This window comes from Mesorhizobium sp. WSM4815 (assembly GCF_055811575.1).
Window position 1 is genome coordinate 41,157 of record NZ_JBVVQS010000096.1, and the last position, 16,309, is coordinate 57,465.

A 16,309-nucleotide genomic window follows, 5' to 3' on the forward strand; every position below is an offset into this window, starting at 1 on the left:
TGGGTTGGGGCCAAGCGAGGGACGGCTGCGAAGACAATGTCGCTTGAGCCAAGCCCTTGCGCTGGCGGTCGAGCGAGTCGCGGACGCGCGTCGCTCTCATCGAGGAATTCAGGGCCGGCACGGTTAGAGCCGCCGGCGTTGTTCCAAGTAGATCTTTTCGAAGTCAGAACAGGAGAATGAAATGAAAATCGTAATCATCGGTGGCACCGGACTTATCGGCTCCAAGACCGTCGCAAGGCTAAGCGTGAAGGGCCACGACGTGTTGGCGGCGTCGCCAAGTGGCGGCGTCAACACCTTCACCGGTGAAGGATTGGATAAGGCTCTTGCCGGGGCGGAGGTTGTCATCGACCTCGCCAATTCGCCGTCGTTCGAGGACAAGGCCGTTCTCGAGTTCTTCGAAACAGCCGGAAAGAACCTGCTCGCGGCGGAGAAGGCTGCCGGCGTGAAGCATCACATTGCGCTCTCGGTAGTCGGGGCGGAGCGCCTGCCCCGCAGCGGCTACCTGCGCGCCAAGATGGCTCAGGAGAAGCTGATCAGGGAGTCGGGAATTCCCTACACGATCGTTCACTCGACCCAGTTCTTCGAGTTCCTTGGCGGCATTGTGCAGTCGGCAACCGTCGGCGACACGGTCTCGGTATCGTCGGCCTACTTCCAGCCCATCGCCGCAGACGATGTTGCAGAGGTGATGGCTGACGTGGCGCTCTCCCAGCCGATTAACGGCGTGATGGAGATCGGCGGCCCCGAGCCCTTCCGCATGAACGAACTGGTCGTGCGTTTTCTGCAGCTCGCCAACGATCCCAGGAAGGTGATCGGTGATCCTCATGCGCTCTATTTCGGGACCGAGCTAGACGACCGCTCGCTTGTCCCGGGCGCGGGCGCCCGCATCGGTTCGACGCCGTTCGAACACTGGTTCGACCACCCCCCGTCTCGGCGAAGCGGTGTTGCGGCGTAACGGCGGCATCTGAAGAGAACCCGCAAGGGAAACGACGATGGACCACAAGCTGCCCATTGCGCCTCAGGCAAGTCGCCGAGCCCTCCTCCTCGGCGCAGCGGCCGCCGGCATTGCAACCGGCCTGCCCAAATATGCGCTCGGGCAAGGGACAGCCGGCCAGGAATCGAACTCATCCCTCTCTCAAGAAGGATCGAAAGATATGAGTACTATCACCACCAAGAATGGCACCGGGATCTACTACAAGGACTGGGGTCCGAAGGATGCCCAACCGATCGTCTTCCATCACGGCTGGCCGCTCAGCGCCGACGACTGGGACACGCAGATGCTTTTCTTCGTCGGGCATGGATATCGCACCATAGCCCATGACCGGCGCGGGCACGGCCGTTCCGCGCAGGTGAGCGACGGTCACGATATGGATCACTATGCTGCCGATGCGGCGGCGGTGGTCGAGCATCTCGGTCTGAGGGACGCAATCCATATCGGCCACTCGACCGGCGGCGGCGAAGCCGCTCACTACGTCGCCCGCCACGGCAAAGGGCGCACCGCGAAGCTCGTCCTCATCGGCGCGGTGCCGCCAATCATGGTGAAGACGCCGGCCAATCCTGGCGGCCTTCCGATCGAAGTGTTCGACGGGCTGCGCAAGTCGCTCGCCGACAACCGCGCGCAGTTCTACATCGATTTCCCATCGGGCCCCTTCTACAGCTTCAATCGGCCGGGCGCGAAAGCGAACCCGGGCATCATCCAGAACTGGTGGCGGCAGGGCATGATGGGCAGCGCCAAGGCGCACTACGACGGCATCAAGGCCTTTTCGGAAACCGATTTCACCGACGACCTCAAGATCATCGACGTGCCGACACTCGTCATGCACGGCACGGACGATCAGATCGTGCCCATTGCCGATTCCGCGCCGTTATCCGCAAAGCTTCTGAAGAACGGCACGCTCAAGATCTATGAGGGCTTTCCGCACGGGATGTGTACCACGCATGCCGATGTGGTGAACGCCGACTTGCTCACCTTCATCAGGTCCTAGGCTCGCGCCGTGTCCTGAGGCGAGAGCCCGATCGCCGGCCGTCCTCCCCTCCGGCCGGCGATCACCCCAATCTCAACCGCAAACTGGAGTCAGACAAATGATCCGGAGCATACTCTACAGCACCGCCGCTCTCGCGGCGTTCATCGCCACCGCCGCGCTGGCCGACAATACGGCTGGCGCTTTCAAAAACGTGAAGCTCGTTTATGATCAGCCGATTCCGAACGTGCCCGGCAAGAGCATGAGAGGTGTGCTTGTCGACTATGAGCCAGGCGGCAACTCGCCCGCGCATCTCCATCCCAAATCTGCCTTCATCTACGCCACGGTTCTCGAAGGGGCGATCAAGAGTCAGGTCAATGATGGCCCGGTGGTCACCTATCGCGCCGGCGAGAGCTGGTCCGAATATCCCGGCGATCGTCACCGCGTCAGCCAGAATGCCAGCGCGACTGACCCCGCCCGGCTGCTGGCTGTCTTCATCGTCGACACCGGCGAGACCGAACTTGTGCTCCCCTACGAAGAATAAGGTCGGAATCTATCGCCCTGTTTGAACAGGAAAGCGCCGCGCCGCCGGAGCGTTTGAAGCGCCTGGCGGCACGGCACGCAACCAAGGACGGCGCAATGCTCATCGGCAAACTGCATGCCTTCACGTCGTCGCGCCTGGCCGTGATCGACTTGGATGCAACGGTGCAAGCGGCCGCCCTTTCACTGTCCAGGCTTGGCATCGGCCTCGTTGTGGTATGCAATGCAGGCGGAGGCGCGGAGGGTGTGCTCAGCAAATCCGATCTCGTGCGCCATCTCACCGGCCCAGCGTCCAAGACACCGCCAGTGTCCGACCTGATGAACAGATCCATCGTCTCGTGCAGTCCGCAGGACGATGTCCATGACGTATGGCAGACCATGGCGGCGCGAAGCCTGCAGAACATTCCGGTAATCGACGTCGGCGCCAGGCCTCTCGGCATACTGGACATACGCGACGCGATGAAAGTGTTGTTCGAGCAGGAAGAAATGCAGGAGCGGATGCTCTTCAATTATGTCGCCGGCGTCGGCTACCGCTAGCCGCTTTGCCTGCAGCGATATCGCTACTCCTCCAGAAAAATCCTCCCCAGAAGGACAATGAACATGAAATTATACTACAGCCCGCTTGCTTGCAGTCTTGCCGATCACATCGCCCTACTCGAGGCTGGCGTGCCATTCGAGCGGGAGAGCGTCAACCTGAAGACCAAGCGGACGGCATCGGGGGCCGATTTCAACGATGTAACGCGAAAGGGCCACGTTCCGGCGCTGGTGCTGGACAGCGGAGAAATCCTCACCGAGAACATCGCCGTCCTCGATTGGCTCGCTACGGAGTATCCAACGCTCGGTATTCCAGGAAACCTTGGCCGCACGCGCGTGCTAGAAGCGCTGGTTTTCATCTCGACCGAGGTGCACCGCAGCTTCAAGCCGATGTGGCATGCCAGCAGCGAAACCCAAAAGGCACAGGCAAGAGCGACGATCTCCAAGCTGCTGGACATACTCTCGGAGAGTCTTGCGGGCAACTACCTGTTTGGCGCAACGCCCAGCGTGGCCGACTTTTACCTTTTCGTGATGCTGCTATGGGCCGAGCGCTTCGACGTCTCCGCTCCCGCGCAGTTGGTCGCTCTGCGTCAGCGCATGGCGAACCGTCCGGCCGTGCAAGAGGCCATGCGGAACGAGGGGCTGATCTCGGCAAATGACCGCGAAGCATCCACCGCCGCCTGAGGCGGCGGTGGCCCCCTCTTCGGCAGCCTTTGGCCGTTCCGATCGATTGGACGCCAATGGGAGCGGCTTGGTGGCTGACGCAGCACCGCCGGCATCAGAGGTCCAGCACCAAGACGTGCAACTCGGCGAGGCGTTGGAGCTGACCTTCCCAGCGAGTGATCCGATCGCGGTGTTCGTTCCGGAGCGCCCGCGGAACATCCATCAATTCGACAATTTGCCCAGCCCGGCAGCTGGCCAGCAGCGGGACCATGTCAACGCTGGATGACAATGCCGTCATCATAACCGGCGGAAGTTTCGGCATCGGGCAGGGCGGCGGTGCCAGGGGTGACCAGCCAGGTGATCGCCGTCGACGGCGGCCTTGGGCTCACGTGAGCGGCTGACTGAACACCTCTAACCAGAACTTTTGCTCTATTCGTCCGTGCCGGCCGGTTCGGTCTCCTGGCCGTTTCGCCCGTCGCTGGCCGCGCGCCCATGGTCAGGCGTGCTAAACCCCGTCGGACGACGCGGGGATCGACTCATGCCACAGTCCTCGCCCCGACGGCCACGCGCATCGGCGCGGGCAGAGTTTCCCATGCCCGGATCAACTCACCGATGGAAGCGGCCTCCATCTTGCGCATGACGTTGCCGCGGTGCAGCTTTACCGTCACTTCACTAATGCCGAGGTCGAAGGCGATCTGCTTGTTGAGGCGCCCGCGCGCCACCTGATGCAAAACCTCGCGCTCGCGTGGCGTCAGCGTGTCAAAGCGTTCGACATTGCGCTTGACGACCGCAGCTTCCGCCCGCCGCGCGGCATCCATCGCGATGCCCGCAATAACAGCGTCAAGCAGCGTTTGGTCCCGCACCGGCTTGGTGAGAAAATCCACAGCCCCGGCCTTCATCGCCTGGACGGTCATCGGAATGTCGCCATGCCCGGTCAGGAAAATGACTGGCTTGGGGTTGCCGCTTTGGGCCAGATGCCGCTGCAGATCGAGACCGCTCGCTCCCGGCATTCGCACATCGAGGATCAGACAACCGGCGCTATCAAGTACGTCGGCATCGAGCAATTCGCGCGTCGAGCTGAAACAGACATGCTGGAACCCGGCGGAAAGTATCAATTCGGACAGCGCCTCCTGAACAGACGCATCGTCATCCACAATGATAACGAGGGGCTGTTCCGCTTCGCTCCTGCGCTGCGATGACAACGGCGCCGATCTCCGTAAGTGCGGCGGCTGCTCAACTCTCATGCCCATCTCCATTTTTCGATTTGCGTAATACATTGCCGATGGCTGCCAGCATGACCTTCGCATCGAAGGGCTTACGGAAGCACCCGCTGACGCCTTGGGCTCTGCCCGCGTCGGCAATCTCGTGGCGGCCGGTGATCAGGAACACCGGCAGGTCCGGACGCACCTTCTTCACCAAATCACAAAGTTCGAAGCCGTCCATGCCGGGCATCCCGATGTCGGTTATGAGCACGTCAAGGCCGGACAGCCCGCTGATGAGCAATGATTGCGCTGACGAGAAGCTGCGGGCCGCATAGCCGGCGGACTCCAGCAGATCCTCCAGCGACTCGAGTAGCCTTGGATCGTCATCGACAACGGCCACGACAGGTCTTCCCTTGGTCACGCCCGGTTCCCTCCCGCTCGGCGCGAGTGGGTGATCGGTATCTCCAGTCGCTGCGCGATACGCACGAGATCGGCGAGCGATGACGCCGCCATTTTCTGCATCACATTCCTTCTATGGATCTGCAGCGTGACCTCGCTGATTCCGAGTTCAGCGGCTGCCTGTTTGTTGAGAAGGCCGCTCACCACGAGCGGCAGCACCTCGCGTTCGCGCGGCGTCAGGTCGAGATAGCGTTGCTCCAGGGCCACCAGTTCAGCACGCGCGGACCTCCTTTCCCGATCCTCGGTGAGCGCCGCCTGGATTGCAGCCATGAGATCCGCATCACTGAAAGGCTTGGTGAGAAAGTCCACGGCGCCATGCTTGATCGCCTGGACGGAGGACGGGATGTCGCCGTGCCCCGTTATGAAAACGATCGGCGGATGATCTCCCTTTGATATCTGCCTCTGCAGATCCAGGCCGTTGATGTCGGGCAGCTCGACGTCGAGGATGAGGCATGCCGGGATGTCCGGCTTGTTTGCACCGATGTATTCGCTGGCCGATCCGAACGCAGCGGCGCGGATACCGTGCGAATCCAGTAGTTCGCTCAGCGCCTCCCGCAGGCGCGCATCGTCGTCCACGATGAAGACGATATGGTCATCTGTGGTCATGGCGCCGCTTTCACTTCAATCGGCAAGGTGAAGACGAAAGTCGCCCCCTGTGGTTCGTTCTTCTCCGCCCACAGGCGTCCGCCGTGCGATTCGACGATCGAACGGCAGATCGCGAGCCCCATGCCCATTCCGTTCCCCTTCGTCGTGAAGAACGGTTCGAATATCTTGTCGGGAAACTCGATTCCCCGGCCACGATCGCTGATCTCCGTCTGAACCAGATCGCCTATGCGGCGCACACGGACCTCAAGAACCCGGTCGCCCGCAACGGCGTCCATGGCATCCATGCCGTTGCGAATGAGGTTCACCAGAACCTGCTGGATGTGTACGCGGTCCAGTGCGACGAGCGGCAGGTCGCTTTCGACGTCGATATCCATGCGGACGCGCCGCCGCGCCGCTTCCTCGGCCATGAGGTTGCGCGCCTCGGCGATAACGCCACTGAGCGCTGTAGAACTCCTTGCCTCGCCGGATTGTTTGAACAGAGCGCGGATGCGACTCACGACGTCGGCGGCCGCATTTGCGTCACGGATAATGCGCTCCACTGTCTTCTGCGCACGCTCGAGATTTGGCGGCTCAGCCATAAGCCATCGCTGGCAGGCATGCGAGTTCGCCACCACGGCCGCCAGCGGCTGGTTCACTTCGTGCGCGATGGAAGCAGAGAGCTCAGCAAGGCTCGCGGCCTGACTCGCTCGTGCAAGGCTCTCTTGCGCCAGCCGCAGCTCTTCCTCCGCCCGAACCTCATTTTCAACATCGAGGCAGATGACATTCCACTGCACGATAGTCCCTTCGGTATCGCGCATCGGCGCGGCGCGTGTCTCGACCCAGCGATACTCGCCGTCGAACCGCCGCAGGCGGTGCCTGCGCGCATAGGGCTCGCCGGTGGACAACGAATGAGCATACCCTCCCTTGACGCCCGCCAAGTCGTCGGGATGCACACCGGCGTCAAGCGTGCCGGCCAGCCGGGACTTTCCGGTGCCGTCCAATCGCTCAAGCTCATACCCCAGGAACTCGCGGAGCTGCTGGCTACGATAGACCGGCTCGCCATCCGGCGCCGCGCAATCGATCATTGCCGGCAGCGTTTCAACGAGTTGCCAGAGGAAGCGCTCCCGCTCTTGCAGCGCTTCCTGAGAACTCACGAAATCATGGATATCGACGTTGGCGCCGAACCACCGGATGATGCGGCCGCTCTCGTCACGGAGTGGTTCAGCACGCCCCTCCGTCCAGCGGTATGAACCATCCCACCGGCGGTTGCGAAACTTCAGCTCGAACGGTTCGCCCGTGCTGAAGGAATGGGTCAAGGCCTGCGCCAAAGAGGCCCTGTCTTCTGGATGGACGATGGTCCGGATCGCACTGGGCAGACCTCCGTCGGCATCAAAATCATCCAGCTTCAGGCCGATATAGTCCATCATCGTTTTGTTGATATATGCAGGGTCCCCGCCAGGCGTGACGCACCAGATCTGCACTGGCACGGTGTCGATGAGCTGTTGAAGCTGACGTTCCCGGTCGCGCAGCGCTTCCTGCGCGCGCATCTCATCGTCGATGTCAATGGAAATGGCATACCATTGCATGATTGCGCCGCTTTGGTCCCGCACCGGTTCCCCGCGGCCGTCCACCCAGCGATACGCGCCATCCGCATGACGCATGCGGTACTTCATGGAGTAAGGCTCCCCGGTGGCGAAGGAGTGGCGGACGGTCTCCAGCAGACGTGCGGCATCTTCCGGATGGACGAGGGTCGTTATGGCTGCCGCCTGTCGGCTCATGTCCGGCTTGTCCAGTTGGGCCAGGTCGTTCAAGCCGAAGAAGTCGAGCAAGCGCTTGTTGAAGAAGGTCGGCTCGCCTTTCGGCGTCAGACGCCTGATATGGACGGGAACCATATTTACGAGCTGCGAGAGCTCACGCTCCCTGTCGCGCAAGGCTTCCTGCGCACGCACCTCTTCGTCGACGTCGAGCGAAACGCCGTACCATTCCGCGACCTCACCGTCTTCGTTACGCCGAGGCTCTACCCTGCACTCCGCCCAGCGGTACGCGCCGTGCTGTTCGCGCCAACGAAATCGCATTGTGGACATGCCACCGGTTTCGAAGCAATTCCGTAGGGTGTTCTGTACCTCGGGAGCATCTTCGGGATGGATCAGCTCCTGCAGCAGTTGCTCGATGCGCGGCTCCCCGAGAGCTTCGAAATCCGCGATGACGGAGCGGAAATGGTCCTGGTAGCGCTTGTTGAAGTAGACCGGCCCGCCCGTAGGCTTTGCGCTCCAGATCCGGACAGGTACGGCATCGATCGTCTCCTGAAGCTGCCGCTCGCTCCGCCGCAGCGCCTCTTCGGCATGCATCTGATCGTCTATGTCGTGAGAGAGCCCGTACCACTGACCGATGCGCCCGTCCTGGTCCCTCATCGGCTCGGCGCGGCTCGACATCCAGCGGTAGACCCCGTCTTGACGGCGCAAGCGATACCGCATCGCAAGGACCTCGCCGGTGGCGAGACAATGGCGAAGCGTGTCCGAGAGCGCTGCTCTGTCATCCGGATGGACGCCGGCCTCTATCATCGCCGTCATGCGGCTCATGCCCGGCTTGATCGTATCCGCCACGTCCAGGCCGAGAAAATCGACCATGCGCTTGTTGAAGAAAATCGGCTCGCCGTCGGGCGCGAGACGCCAGACGTGGCTTGGAACCATATCGACAAGCTGCGAAAGCTCCCGCTCCCGGTCGCGCGACGTGACCAGCGCCAGCTGACGCTGCCGAGATATCGCCGCCACGATGAGCGCCGAAAATGCCGAGATTGCCAGGAAAAGCTGCAGCATGACCTGTCTTTGTCTCTGGAACTCGGGAGCGCCGACAAACTGGCTGTCTCCAGATATCGTCAGTGCCATCGTGATCAGGGCGAGGAGCGTCAAGGCGACTGCGGCGCCTCTGAACTCGAAGCGCGCCGCGGCCCAAAGAAGGGGCGGCATGATGATGTAGGGGGTGGGCAGGTAGACGTCGCTCAAGGAAAGCGCGGCAACTCCCAGGAAGATCAGACCCAGGACGCCGGCTTCCACCCGCTGCGCGGGAGGGAGTTGGGTCTTGCTGCGCCAATACTGGATCACGACCAGCGCCGGTGGCGCTACGAGCAGGATTCCGGTTGCGTCGCCAATCCAAAACAGCGGCCATACCGCCGTGAAGGTTTGCGACTCTATGCCAAACCATGCGAGCGTTGCGCTTCCGACCGTCGCGCTGACGAGCGGCGCAGCTCCAGCGCCTAGCACGACGAATGCGAGGACTTCCTGCAAAGTTTCCAGCCGAACCGGGCGCCCGCATGCCCGGTTCACCAGCGTTGCGCCAACAGTCGCGCCAAGGGCGTTGCCGACATAAATCAGGAACCCCGCAGGCAGCGGACTGTGGAACCACACGAACTGCGCGAACATCTCCGCCAGGCAACCCGCCAGTATCCACCACGGCCAACTGTAAGGCGAGGTGAGGATGAGCGTCGCGATGAAAACGCCGCCCGGAGGCCAAATGGAAACCGTTATTCCGGGGACGATTGCCAGCGCCTGGGCGAACCCGCAGCCCAAGACATATGCCGCAAAAAATAGCCCCAGATGAAGGAATTGCGGGCGCGACCAGACGGACATCATCGGTTTCTCCTGCCGGGCAAAGAAGGGCTGGGGATTGTCAACGCTGCGTGTAGCACGTCTCCGCGATATCTGGGCTGGCGAACTCATGATCTCGGCTGGCGAACTCATGGCACACCCTAATTCGGCGCCCCCCCGACTGCACCTCATGGAAATCCATGAGGCGTGGCCGAAGCGTACCTGACCTAGCCCTCAGGATGATACTGGCTAGACCAGCCGAGTGGCGACATGGCTCTCGCATGATGGCTCGGCGCGGCGTGTCCCGGCATGAGCCCCTGCCATGTTATGGCTGCCAATCGGTCACGCGTACTGCGGGCATCCACGACATGGCTGGCGAGAATCTTTCCAGGGGCGTTTGTCACGCTGGCAACTTCGCGTCTTCCATCTGCCTCTGACTCCCTTCGACAAGGGCGTTCGAGGCCAAGGTAGAAGGCGGCAAGCTCGGGGTCATGTCGGGCGTCGGCGCGATCGGCATCGGAATCGCCCTCAGCGCCAGGGACGACTGTTCCGTGCGCTTTCTCATGTATCGGGCGAGGCCGATCTTGATCGTGACCAGCACGGGCGCGGCAACCACGAACAGCAGCGCGACTGCGTTGAACGCGGTGTCGAAGGCGATCACTGTGGACTGACCGGCGACCGCTCTGCCCAGCAGGCTCGTCGCTGCCCGGCCAGTTGCCACGGGATCCATTCCTTTTGCCGCGAGCATGGCTGTCGTCGTTGCCAGACGCTCGCTGACCGCGGGAATGCCCACGGTGACGTTGGCGCCGAGCACCGCGACATTGGCGGCGACGTTATTCTCGATCAATGTCTGCAGCCAGGCGACACCCATGAGGCCACCGAGCTGGCGACCCGTATTGAAGAGGCCTACGCCGGATGCGAGGTTTTGGTGGTTGAGCTTGCCGAAAGCGATGAGAGTGATCGACAGGAACAGGAAGCCGAGGCCGAGGCCACGCAACAGAATGGCTGGCATCATGTCGTCCGCGCCGCTTTCGATGGTCGAACCGGACAGCATCCACATCGCAACCATGATCATCAGGATTCCAAAGGGCACCGTGGCGATCGGAGGAATGCGGCGGACCTGCATGAGGAAAGCAGCGATGAGGAGCGCGCCGATGAAAAGTACGCCGCTCGGCAACAGGAGCAGGCCGGCGTCGGTTGGCGTGAACTCAAGGACGGACACGGCGAACGAAGGGATCAGGAACGCGCTCCCGAACAAGGCGGCGCCGGCGACGAAACTGACGATGAAGGCGAAGGAAAAATCGTCCGACCGGAACGGGGTGAAGTCCAGCAGGCCCTGACCTTTGGCGATCATTTGTTGGCCGAGAAATGCCAGCAGAGTGGCCGCGCCGACTACCGTTAGGCAGACGATTTGACGTTCTTCGAACCAGTCCCATCGGCTGCCTTGGCCGAGCACGTATGTGAAGCAGAACAGTGCGGTCGAGAGGAGCGAGAAGCCAAGCCAATCGAACGGGCGGGGTCCGGCTTTGACGGGCGCCGGGCAGTCCGCGAGCAGCAAGAATCCGGCGGCCGCCAGCGCCACCGGGACGACGCTGAAGAAGATCCACATCCACGACTGGCTGTCGAGCAACCAGCCCTCAAAGGCTGGGGCGATCGTCGCCGGGGCAACGACCGAACCGATTGCGAACAGGGCCTGAAGGATCGGCTGGTGGCGTCGCGGATAAGCGAGAAAAATGATCGTCTGCCCCGCGACGAGCTGGACGCCTCCGGAGAAGCCTTGCATTACGCGGAGCACAACCAACAGATCCAGTTGCGTTGTGATGGCGGCAAGGGCGCAGGCTGCGCCCATGGCTATGGTCGAGCCGACGATCAGACAGCGTGGACTGGCGCGGTTCATCAGCCAGGCGGCGGCCATGAACCCGATCAGCTTCGGAGCGGTATATCCCACATCCAGCCAGGCGAACTCATCGGGAGTTGCATGGGTGTCGCCGATGATATCGCCACGCCCGAGCGACAGGACTGTGCTGGCGATCGCCTCTGTCAGAGTGGCGAGTATTATGCCCGCGACGAGAAGGGCTCCTGTTGCTGGTCGGTTGCGGTCCGGGATGGCGATGACCACTGCGGTCATGAGTCTCTACCGCGATCAATCTCGACACGCGCGGACAGGCCGGGCACGAGGCGACCGGGCAGCGGATTGCCGATGAATCGGATCTTGACCGGAACGCGCTGAACGACGCGAACGAAGTTTCCTGTCGCATTGTCTGCGGGGAGCAAACTGAAGGCAGACCCACTGCCGGGCGCAAAGCTGTCCACCATTCCTTCAAACGCCTCGTTTGGGTAGCCATCGATGGTGATGCGGACGTGTTGACCGGGCTGGATATGTTTAATCTGGGTTTCCTTGAAGTTCGCCACGACCCACAGATCATTGACCGGAACAATATCGAGCAGAGAGGCACCCGGCGCCACAAGCCGGCCGATGCGAACCTGGCGGTTGCCGACGACGCCGTCTACCGGCGCGCGAACCACGGCGTTGTCGAGGTCTATTTGAGCGAGTTCCTCCGCGGCCCGGGCCTGCGCTACCGCGGCAACGGCGGCTTCGCGCTGGGCGTCGAGCACGGCGATGCGCTGCCGCTGTGCCTCCAGTGCTGCCGATGCCGCCGCCACGGCCGCTTCGGCCCTCGACCGCGCGGCATCGCTTTCGTCGACCTCGGCCTGGCTTACGGCGTGGGTACGAATAAGTTCGCGGCGGCGGCCGGACGCCTTGGTCGCGAGGTTCAGCTCGGCCTCGGCCGAACGCGTCTGGGCTTCGGCCTGCCTGATGAGGGCATGCTGAAACTGGACTTCGGCGTCGACATTGCCAAGGCGCGCCTGAGCGGCTTCGACATTGGCCACAGCCTGCGCGAGCCGCGCGCGGTACTCGCGGTCGTCGATGCGGAACAGGACGTCACCCGCCCGGACGGCCTGGTTGTCCCGAACCTCTACTGCAGTGACGTAGCCCGCGATCTTCGGCGCAAGCCCGGTCACATCCCCGCGGACGTACGCGTTGTCGGTCGACGTGTCATCCGAACGGGCCCAAGCCCATCCTGCACCAAGGGCGACCACGGCTGAGAGGCACAGCAGCAGTCCGATTGTTTTTTTCCTGCTATACGGCATGACCGGCCTCCGGTAATAGGCGTTACCATTGACGTTTATGGTAATGATTGTTACCAGTCAAGGGATGGACTGGAGTGGATGAATGGCTGCTGCAAGGACCACACGGCGCAACGGCCGCCGGGAGGCTCTTCTTCAAGCGGCTGCCGAGGTCTTTTTCGAACAAGGCTACGCCGCGACGAGCATCGACGCGATCATCGAACGCGCCGGCGGATCGAAACGCAACATTTACAATGAGTTCGGCAACAAGGAGGGCCTGTTCTCCGCTATCGTGAGGGAAAGCGCAGACAATCTGCTGTCGCCCTTGGTGATCAAGGAAATAGAGGGCCACGATCTGCGGGCGACGCTGACGGCGTTCGGCCGGCATTCCATGGACGCCTACATGTCTCCCACTTTGATCGGAATCTACCGAATTGCCGTAACCGAGGCCAACCGCTTCCCCGATCTCGTGAAGTCGTTCTACGAACAGGGGCCAGGACGGACCGCGGTCCGGCTCGCCGAGGTCCTCGAAGCCGCCAGGGAACGGGGCGAAATCCAAGCGGACGATTGCTTGCGTCTGGCCGGGCACTTTGTAGGCATGACCCGCGACAACCTGCATCTGCAGGTCGTTCTCGGGCTCCGGCCCGCGCCGTCGGACGAAGAAGCGCGGGAGGCGGTTGCTTCTGCTGTGGAAATCTTCCTGAACGGCGTTCGACGCAGCCGGAAGTAGAAGGACAATCGTTGCCGTCAGCATCGGGTCGTTTGGCGAAAAGTCGAGCGGCGTGCCCCGTTCGACCAGCAGGCCTCGACGCCGATATGCCTCACGGGCCTCATGAACGATTCGCCTCACATCGTCGGCGCAGACGTTGTCGCGCCGCATTAGATGCTGGATGATAGGATCGTCCAGCATCTCTTCGAGTGTTGGTTCGGAATTCACGGGGTCCATGATCTGTTCTCTTGCCGGTTCGGGCTTGCGGCGCGGGTTTTCACGCGCAACTCGCCGAAGCATCCCAGGGGACGGTCGCGGAAACAGTTAGGCGCCGTCCCCTGGTGCTTGGCCTTCCATGAAATTATCTGACGTCGGACCTGGAAAGCATCTGCGCCTTGCGGCCGCTCGAAAGCTGGATGATGGCGATCGTCGCGACGCAAAGCCCAACGAAGGCGTGCGTCCACATCGCCGCCTGCGCCGATCCGAAGCCGAGCAGGAACGGAGCGGCTACGCCCCAGCACCCCAAGCCGAGATTGGACCACTCCGTCCATGCTCCGTAGCGGTAGAGCGCCACGGCGGAGCAGCAGGCAATCAGCGCGCCGACGATCCCCGCGTTCCAAGCCGCGGCGGGCATCTCGGTGAACGCGAAGGCAGCGCAGGCCAGACCTGCGCCCAGAACGAGGTTGGTCCACTCCAACCCCTTGCTCGGTACTTCATTTGTCATCTTCGTCTCCTTCTCCAGTCCGGCTCCGCACCACGCCATCGATGTCGGGGGCGGCCGATGCGAGGAGAATGTCGCGGTCCCGCGCGGCAGCCTATTCTACGCAGGCATCTGTCGGGCGATGCTAAGGTCTAGTGCAACTGAGCGCGGTGCTGGCGGAGAATATCAAAGCGCTTGGGGTCACAGCGTTGCTGGGCGCAGGAAACCCGCCTTCTTACTGTCGGACATGCTCCTGCCGAGCAGAGCCTGACGTTGAGGATGCCGATCACAGGCGCCTGTCGGCGAATTTAGGGCTATCTTTCCAGAGGGTGCCAGCCGCCAACCCAGCGTATCCGAGGTCATAGACAGCTTGCATATAGCTGGCGTTGTAAGGATCGAGCATCGAATAGGGGACTTGAGCGTCAATGGTCGCAAGGTGGAAACGTGCCCCGGTCAGTTTGGCATAATTGTAGAGGATAGCCAGTTCGCTCTGTGTCTGTGACTTGAGGAGGATGGAATACGCTCTTGCGATCACGGACAACGTTCGATTCCGCGTGGTGGCGAATTCCGGTATGAGCGCATTGTTTACGATCACATGAAAATCGACACTCTGGTGTTTCCCCGGCACGAGAGGGTTCGTGCTTGCCAGAATTGCCTGCGGAAGTATCAAGACTTGCGACGTCGACCCTCCATCGGAATGCATTTCCTGGAAGCGTCGCCCTCCTGACTCGGCTTCGATCATGACCGCCGGATAAACGCCAGGAATGCTCGCCGAAGCGATCATAACGTCCTGAAACAGCTTCAGCGCGTCCAGTCGGCTGCTGTTGGCGATGGCGCCCATGTTCCATACGACGGCCCGCTGGGTGTCGAGATTCGTCGTGAGGATCAGGAGGCGGCGGCCTTTGCGATGCTCGGCTGCAACCTGCTGCAGGACCGCTTGTGTGATGAACTCCTCGACCATCCCCCTCATTGGCGTGGATCTCAGCAAGCTCGATCCGATCAAGCCCACGGGAAATTTGGTTGCGACAAGATCGTCGGCGACGCCGCTTGTAAAGAGATGCACCAGCGTCCCGTCATGAGCCGATCCGAGGAACGCGAATGGCGCGATTAGGGCGCCAGTGCTTACGCCGGTGACTACATCAAATTGCGGGCGGGTCCGAGTTTCGCTCCACGCCGAAAGCACGCCGACGCCAAAGGCGCCTCCCGCACCGCCGCCGGAGATCATGAGGACATCGAGGCCATCCGGCTCGGTTGCCGGCGTCCAGTCGCGCACATCTCCCGCAGCGATCCGAGCGTCGCGATATATCCTGATCTCGCCATAGCCGGCGATCGAAGCCTTCTCTGCTTCCGCCGCGTCAAGGGGTATGTCCGTGGCGGCGATCCGAGTGTCGCAACCCGGGAACCAAACCAATGTCGCGACCAGTGCTGCCAGCCCAACGAGCACCGATACTTTCAAAGGACGCAAAGCGGATCTCCCGTGCTTGGCTTCGTGAACGCGGAGTAGTTCGCATATCCGACAGCCGCGGGTCTCCGACGCTTCGGTCGAACAATTCGCTTTCGGCAAAGAGCCTGATTTCCATCAGCCGTGCGCAACGCTGGCAGCACAATATTCGCCGTCAGCCTGACGCATCATGCGGGACAGCATGCTCCTCATTTTTGCCCGACACGATGTCGGTGATGAACCACATCGAGAAGGCTATGTGAAAAGCGCGGCTGTAGTCGATTGATCCAAGGATGAGGGCGAGCAATACCACGGTAGAGATTGCCCGCCGCGGTGACGTCGGCGGACCGCAGTTCTATCCGCTGTGATCGTGGCTCGGCGCGCGCCTGACGCCCGGAATCCACGAAAACTCCAGGGCGCGGGACTGCACGACCAGGCAGGCGCCGAGTGCACGGAATGGAGTGCCGATGCGGCTTTCATGGCGAGTCGCAGGACCATGGGAGCCGCTTGAGGGCGCAGCAGCCGATCACCGCGACGGCGATGTCCTGCTCCGAAGGTGAATGACATAGGGCAGGAACCGACGGTCCACGCACCTATACCGACGTCTAGGTCAGCCATTCAAATCGCTAGGTCCGATCACCCTTTGTAGTGTTGCGTTGCCCGCCGGGATACGGGTACGCAAGACCTGACGTAGAGACTACGAATTGGCGGGCATAGCTGGCGCAGAGCAAGCTCCGGCCGCCTCGCGTGAGACGCAGGTCCTGATTGACGTGTGACAGAAGCGCGGTTGATACTGACTGCGTGA

General features: G+C 62.0%; 14 protein-coding genes. 6 read left to right on the plus strand and 8 right to left on the minus strand.

The genetic code is table 11. From position 1 onward, the window contains the following. Positions 1–181: 181 nt before the first annotated feature. From AC0L2B_RS18635 to AC0L2B_RS18655, 5 genes are all read left to right on the plus strand, one after another. A complete protein-coding gene (locus AC0L2B_RS18635) occupies positions 182–952 on the plus strand; it encodes an SDR family oxidoreductase (protein ID WP_473746363.1) in 771 nt (256 codons plus the stop codon). Between the two features lie 199 nt (positions 953–1,151). Beyond that, positions 1,152–1,982 (plus strand): alpha/beta fold hydrolase, encoded by an 831-nt coding sequence (locus AC0L2B_RS18640; RefSeq protein WP_473746364.1) that lies wholly within the window; start codon positions 1,152–1,154, stop codon positions 1,980–1,982. Between the two features lie 97 nt (positions 1,983–2,079). Further along, on the plus strand, positions 2,080–2,502 hold the full coding sequence (locus AC0L2B_RS18645) for a cupin domain-containing protein (RefSeq protein WP_473746365.1): 423 nt from the start codon (positions 2,080–2,082) through the stop codon (positions 2,500–2,502). A gap of 95 nt (positions 2,503–2,597) precedes the next feature. Further along, positions 2,598–3,035, plus strand: a complete 438-nt coding sequence (locus AC0L2B_RS18650; RefSeq protein ID WP_473746366.1) for a CBS domain-containing protein — start codon at positions 2,598–2,600, stop codon at positions 3,033–3,035. A gap of 63 nt (positions 3,036–3,098) precedes the next feature. After that, complete coding sequence (locus AC0L2B_RS18655; RefSeq protein ID WP_473746367.1) at positions 3,099–3,716, plus strand: glutathione binding-like protein; 618 nt, start codon at positions 3,099–3,101, stop codon at positions 3,714–3,716. A 515-nt stretch (positions 3,717–4,231) separates the two neighbouring features. Here AC0L2B_RS18655 and AC0L2B_RS18660 read toward each other — a convergent pair. The 6 genes from AC0L2B_RS18660 to AC0L2B_RS18685 all read right to left on the minus strand — a co-directional run bounded on the left by AC0L2B_RS18660 (position 4,232) and on the right by AC0L2B_RS18685 (position 12,678). Next, a complete protein-coding gene (locus tag AC0L2B_RS18660; protein WP_473746368.1) occupies positions 4,232–4,939 on the minus strand; it encodes a response regulator transcription factor in 708 nt (235 codons plus the stop codon). Beyond that, on the minus strand, positions 4,929–5,318 hold the full coding sequence (locus AC0L2B_RS18665) for a response regulator (RefSeq protein ID WP_473746369.1): 390 nt from the start codon (positions 5,316–5,318) through the stop codon (positions 4,929–4,931). Before AC0L2B_RS18665 ends, AC0L2B_RS18660 begins: the two co-directional genes overlap by 11 nt. Continuing rightward, positions 5,315–5,962 carry a response regulator transcription factor gene (locus AC0L2B_RS18670; protein ID WP_473746370.1) on the minus strand — a complete coding sequence of 216 codons (648 nt, stop codon included), beginning with the start codon at positions 5,960–5,962 and terminating at the stop codon, positions 5,315–5,317. Before AC0L2B_RS18670 ends, AC0L2B_RS18665 begins: the two co-directional genes overlap by 4 nt. Further along, the gene (locus tag AC0L2B_RS18675; RefSeq protein ID WP_473746371.1) at positions 5,959–9,570 is read right to left on the minus strand and encodes a PAS domain-containing protein; all 3,612 of its coding nucleotides are present in this window, start codon (positions 9,568–9,570) and stop codon (positions 5,959–5,961) included. Before AC0L2B_RS18675 ends, AC0L2B_RS18670 begins: the two co-directional genes overlap by 4 nt. A 355-nt stretch (positions 9,571–9,925) precedes the next feature. Beyond that, positions 9,926–11,653 carry a DHA2 family efflux MFS transporter permease subunit gene (locus tag AC0L2B_RS18680; protein ID WP_473746372.1) on the minus strand — a complete coding sequence of 576 codons (1,728 nt, stop codon included), beginning with the start codon at positions 11,651–11,653 and terminating at the stop codon, positions 9,926–9,928. Further along, on the minus strand, positions 11,650–12,678 hold the full coding sequence (locus tag AC0L2B_RS18685) for an HlyD family secretion protein (protein WP_473746373.1): 1,029 nt from the start codon (positions 12,676–12,678) through the stop codon (positions 11,650–11,652). The genes AC0L2B_RS18680 and AC0L2B_RS18685 overlap by 4 nt, the downstream gene beginning before the upstream one ends. An 82-nt stretch (positions 12,679–12,760) precedes the next feature. On the opposite strand from AC0L2B_RS18685, the gene AC0L2B_RS18690 reads away from it, so the two are divergent. Beyond that, positions 12,761–13,384 (plus strand): TetR/AcrR family transcriptional regulator C-terminal domain-containing protein, encoded by a 624-nt coding sequence (locus tag AC0L2B_RS18690; RefSeq protein ID WP_473746374.1) that lies wholly within the window; start codon positions 12,761–12,763, stop codon positions 13,382–13,384. A 340-nt stretch (positions 13,385–13,724) separates the two neighbouring features. On the opposite strand, the gene AC0L2B_RS18695 is transcribed toward AC0L2B_RS18690, so the two are convergent. Further along, a complete protein-coding gene (locus AC0L2B_RS18695; protein WP_473746375.1) occupies positions 13,725–14,087 on the minus strand; it encodes an SPW repeat domain-containing protein in 363 nt (120 codons plus the stop codon). 262 nt (positions 14,088–14,349) lie between these two features. Continuing rightward, positions 14,350–15,528, minus strand: a complete 1,179-nt coding sequence (locus AC0L2B_RS18700; protein WP_473746376.1) for a patatin-like phospholipase family protein — start codon at positions 15,526–15,528, stop codon at positions 14,350–14,352. Positions 15,529–16,309: the final 781 nt, after the last annotated feature.